The sequence below is a fragment of the Ideonella azotifigens genome (assembly GCF_006519715.1).
Taxonomy (GTDB): domain Bacteria; phylum Pseudomonadota; class Gammaproteobacteria; order Burkholderiales; family Burkholderiaceae_C; genus Ideonella; species Ideonella azotifigens.
On the sequence record NZ_VIDT01000573.1, the window covers coordinates 1 to 3,542 of the forward strand.

The window sequence follows — 3,542 nt, forward strand, 5'->3', positions numbered from 1 at the left end:
GCCAGGCTGAAGCTCACCGGCCAGCAGGCGCAGCAGCGTCGTCTTGCCACGCCCATCGCCGCCGCGCACCAGGCTCAGGCCGGGTCGCATGGCGAAGTCCAGCGACTTCAACAGCGGCTGGCCGGCAATGGAAAAACCGAGCTGTTCGGCCTGGAGCAGGACTGGGTTCATGTCAATGCTGTGTTCGGCGACAAGGGGCCGCCGATTGTGTTGGGAGCGCCCGGCACCAGCGACAACACAAACGCGTTCGCAAACCGCCCGTTCAGCTTGAGCCGGTTGCGCGCCAGGCATTCCCGCAGCGCGCCGGCGCGTTCCGCCACCGCCAGGCTGGGCGCGTTGTCCTCGGCAACAACGATCTCCACGCGGCCCAGGCGCAGCTCGTCAAATGCGAAGCGCGACAGGGCCTGGACGGCGGCGGAAGCGGCGCCGCGACGCTGCCACGACTCGCGCACCCAGTAGCCCAGGTTGTAGAAGCCGTTGACGGTGTTGAACTGGTTCAACCCGCAGCCGCCGACCAACGTGCCGGATGCAGCGTCGAAGATGCCGAACTCGTGGCCCGAGCCGTCTGCCCGCACCTGCTCGCAGTGCGCAAACCAGGCCAGCGCGTCGGCGTCCGCATAGCCCGCATGCGCCCAAGGCATCCACCGGCCAACGGTGGCGGTGGATTCGCGGACGGCAGCGGTGAACGTGGGCGCGTCGGCGGCCACAAATGGCCGGAGAAGGAATGGCGAGTTCGGAAGGTTCACGGTGCGACCTGGGTGCAAGAAACGGCGAAGCGGCGGCTTCGCCCGCTTCTGCATTCTCCACAAGCGACGGCGACCTGCTGTTCGGGGGCGCACGCCACACCGACGGCCGCGGCTTCGCCAAGGAAGAGAATCGGCCCATCCACCTGCAGGTCCCGCTGCGGCGCCAGTGATCGACTGGCGTTGGGCAAGCCCGAACCGATGCCGCTCATTGCTCCCTCCTCGCCAGAACCCGCCTGGCTGACGGCCGCCCGCGCCGAACTGGGCGTGTGCGCCGCGCCAGCGGGCCAGTCCAACCCGCGCATCACCGCGTACCACGCCGGCACCAACATCGAAGGCTACGACGACAAGGTCTCGTGGTGCAGCTCCTTCCTGCACTGGACACTGGCGCAAGCCGGCTTGCGCGGCACCGGCTCGGCGCTGGCGCGCTCGTGGCTGGACTGGGGCGTGGCGCTCGCGCAGCCGGTGCCTGGCTGCATCGCGGTGCTGTGGCGCGAAGACCCGGCCAGCTGGAAGGGCCACGTGGGCTTCTACCTGGCGCACGACGACCGCGAGGTGTGGCTGCTGGGTGGCAACCAGCTCGGCGCCGTACGAGCGCACAGCTACCCCGTCGACACGGTGCTGGCCTATCGTTGGCCAGAAGGCTGCCCGCTGCCGGACGCCTGAATGCCAAGCGTGGACGCGATGCGTGATGGCACGATCGGATGGCAGGCTGTCGTCGTTTGCCAGTGCGTGGCGCGATCCGAATTCCTACGATCACCTCATCGAAACCCACTCCTTGAGGACATCATGAACAAGCCATCCAACACCGCGCTGATCACCGGCGCATCCAGCGGCATCGGGCTGGAACTCGCGAAGATCCATGCACGGCAAGGCGGCGACCTGGTGCTGGTCGCAAGGTCCCGCGACAAGCTCGACGCGCTGAAACTGGCGTTGGAGGCCGCGCACGGCATCTCGGCGACCGTGATCGCCGAAGACCTCGCCAAGCCAGGTGCGGCGCAACGCATCTTCGAGCAGACGCAGGCCCAGGGCCTGGTGATCGATGTGCTGGTCAACAACGCCGGCTTTGGCGGCCACGGCCTGTTCCACGAACAGCGCCTGGCCGACGCGCAAGCGATGATGCAGGTCAACATGGCCGCGCTGACCGAGCTGACACACGCATTCCTCAAGGGCATGGTCCAGCGCCAGCGCGGCCGCATCCTCAACGTGTCGTCCACCGCCTCATTCATGCCCGGCCCGCTGCAGGCGGTGTACTACGCTACCAAGGCCTACGTGACCTCGTTCACGCAGGCGATCGCCGAAGAGGTGGCCGCCCATGGCGTGACGGCCACCGCGCTGTGCCCCGGCGCCGTGGCCACCGGGTTCGTGGCAGCCGGCAACCTGCAGGGCGTTGACCTGTGGAAGCAGGCGAAGTCGGCGCAATCGGTGGCGCAATGCGGCTACGACGCGATGCAACGCGGCGAGCTGGTCGCGTTCAACGAGGGCCGGCTGCGGTTCATGCTGAACTGGATCGTGCCGCTGCTGCCGCGCAAGGTGGTGCTCAAGATGTCCCGCCAGGCAATGGAGAAGGGAAATGACATGCCCGCCGGGTTGCACTCAGGCGGCACGCGATGAAACGCGCCAGCCGGTTCGTCGTCGCCAGCAGCTGGAAGCTGATGCTGAGCGACATGCGGATCGATCCTGCCGCCGTGCTGGCCCACGCGGGGCTGCCGGCCGACCTGCTCCATCGCGGCGACGCTGCCTTGTCTCCGGCCGAGTACTTTCGCTTCTGGCACGGCATCGAGCGGGCTGCGGGCAACCGCGAGGTGGGCTTGCTGCTGGCCGAGCATTTCAAGGCCGAAGCCTTTGACGCGCCGATCTTTGCCAGCCTCTGCAGCCCGAACTTCAACGTGGCCGCCAGGCGCCTGAGCAGCTACAAGCCCTTGATCGGCCCGCTGCTGCTGGACGTGGACCAGGGCAGGGACCTCACGCGCCTGAGCCTGGCCTGCTATGGCGCCGAAGGCCAAATGCCGCGCTCGCTCAGCCTGACCGAGCTGGTGTTCTTCTGCCAGCTGATCCGCTTCGGCACGCGCGAGCGCATCGTGCCGCGGGTCGTCCAGCTGGCCGAACTGCCCCGGGATGTCGCGCCTTATGCCGCCTACTTTGGTTGCGCCTTGCGCCGGGCCGATCAAACCGAAATCCACTTCTCGGCGACCGACGCGGCCAAGCCCTTCCTGACCTTCAACGCCGCGATGTGGGACTTCTTCGAAGGCAGGCTGAACCAGAAGCTCGCCGACCTGGACGCCAGCGCCAGCACCGCGCAGCGGGTTCGCGCCGTGCTGCTGGAGGCGCTGCCCAGTGGCGAGGCCAGCATCGAGGCGGTGGCCGACCGGCTGGCGGTGAGCAAGCGGACCTTGCAGCGCAAGTTGACCGCCGAAGCCGAGGGCTTCCAGGACATCCTGGCGGCCACCCGCACCGAACTGGCCGACCACTACCTGAAGCAATCGAAACTCTCGCTGGGGGAGATCTCCTTCCTGCTGGGTTTCCAGGAACCCAACTCCTTCATCCGGGCGTACCAGGGCTGGAAGGGCGTGTCGCCGAGTGCTTTCAGAACGCAGGTCCATTGAGCTGCCCGCGCGGCGCCTGCATGCGATGGCGCAAACGACGCCTGGCAAACGCGGCCATACTTGGCCGCTGGCCGGCACCCCACTTGCCGGCCAGCCCGCATGCATGAGATCGAACTGAAGTTCCAGGTGCCCGAAGCGCGGCGGCGCGGGCTGCAACAGGCCTTCCGGCGCGGCCACGTCGCCGAGCAGCGGC

At 67.8% G+C, this 3,542-nt stretch carries 4 protein-coding genes; 3 read left to right on the forward strand and 1 reads right to left on the reverse strand.

Going from position 1 to position 3,542, the window contains the following annotated elements; translation table 11 throughout:
• Nucleotides 1-167: 167 nt before the first annotated feature.
• Nucleotides 168-746 (reverse strand): GNAT family N-acetyltransferase, encoded by a 579-nt coding sequence (locus tag FKP22_RS24260; RefSeq protein WP_231011059.1) that lies wholly within the window; start codon nucleotides 744-746, stop codon nucleotides 168-170.
• Nucleotides 747-944: 198 nt separating this feature from the next.
• Between FKP22_RS24260 and FKP22_RS24265 the strand changes: the two genes are divergently transcribed.
• The 3 genes from FKP22_RS24265 to FKP22_RS24275 all read left to right on the forward strand — a co-directional run bounded on the left by FKP22_RS24265 (nucleotide 945) and on the right by FKP22_RS24275 (nucleotide 3,349).
• Nucleotides 945-1,409 (forward strand): TIGR02594 family protein, encoded by a 465-nt coding sequence (locus tag FKP22_RS24265; protein WP_141290234.1) that lies wholly within the window; start codon nucleotides 945-947, stop codon nucleotides 1,407-1,409.
• A 123-nt stretch (nucleotides 1,410-1,532) separates the two neighbouring features.
• Nucleotides 1,533-2,357, forward strand: a complete 825-nt coding sequence (locus FKP22_RS24270; RefSeq protein ID WP_141290235.1) for an SDR family NAD(P)-dependent oxidoreductase — start codon at nucleotides 1,533-1,535, stop codon at nucleotides 2,355-2,357.
• Complete coding sequence (locus tag FKP22_RS24275; RefSeq protein WP_141290236.1) at nucleotides 2,354-3,349, forward strand: AraC family transcriptional regulator; 996 nt, start codon at nucleotides 2,354-2,356, stop codon at nucleotides 3,347-3,349. Before FKP22_RS24270 ends, FKP22_RS24275 begins: the two co-directional genes overlap by 4 nt.
• Nucleotides 3,350-3,542 lie beyond the last annotated feature (193 nt).